The sequence below is a fragment of the Italian clover phyllody phytoplasma str. MA1 genome, assembly GCF_000300695.1.
Classification (GTDB): domain Bacteria; phylum Bacillota_I; class Bacilli_A; order Acholeplasmatales; family Acholeplasmataceae; genus Phytoplasma.
The window spans coordinates 1-383 of record NZ_AKIM01000153.1 but is presented as its reverse complement, the minus strand read 5'-3'; the positions used below and the strand labels follow the sequence as shown (position 1 = coordinate 383).

1 pseudogene is annotated in these 383 nt (G+C 23.5%); it reads left to right on the top strand.

Going from position 1 to position 383, the window contains the following annotated elements:
- Positions 1 to 49 precede the first annotated feature (49 nt).
- A pseudogene (locus tag RI01_RS03075) lies at positions 50 to 383 on the top strand (hypothetical protein); the annotation flags it as partial.

Sequence of the window (383 nt, the reverse complement as noted above, 5' to 3'; positions counted from 1 at the left end):
TTATTTTAAAAAAACTTTAAATCCAAAAAAGAAAGCGAGTAAAAATCATATGTCAAAAAAAATAATTGAAACTAAAAAAAATCAATCAAAAAATAATAATAAAACAAATAAAAACATTAAAAATCAATCCAAAAACAGTAAATCTAATAAAATAATTATCAAAAGAAAAACTCCAACTCCTAAAATAATTATTGAAACCCAAACTAAAAAAGAAAACTGGTTACTTAAAATAATTAAAACTTTCTTTAACATCTTCAAATGGTGCATCCCATTATTATTAATTGGTGGGGCGTTTTATTGGACCCTTTTCAAATTCTTTCCTGAAGTTTTAAACCAAATCAACGCTTTTACTGGTGATGTAGCAACTAAAACTAAAGCGTTAT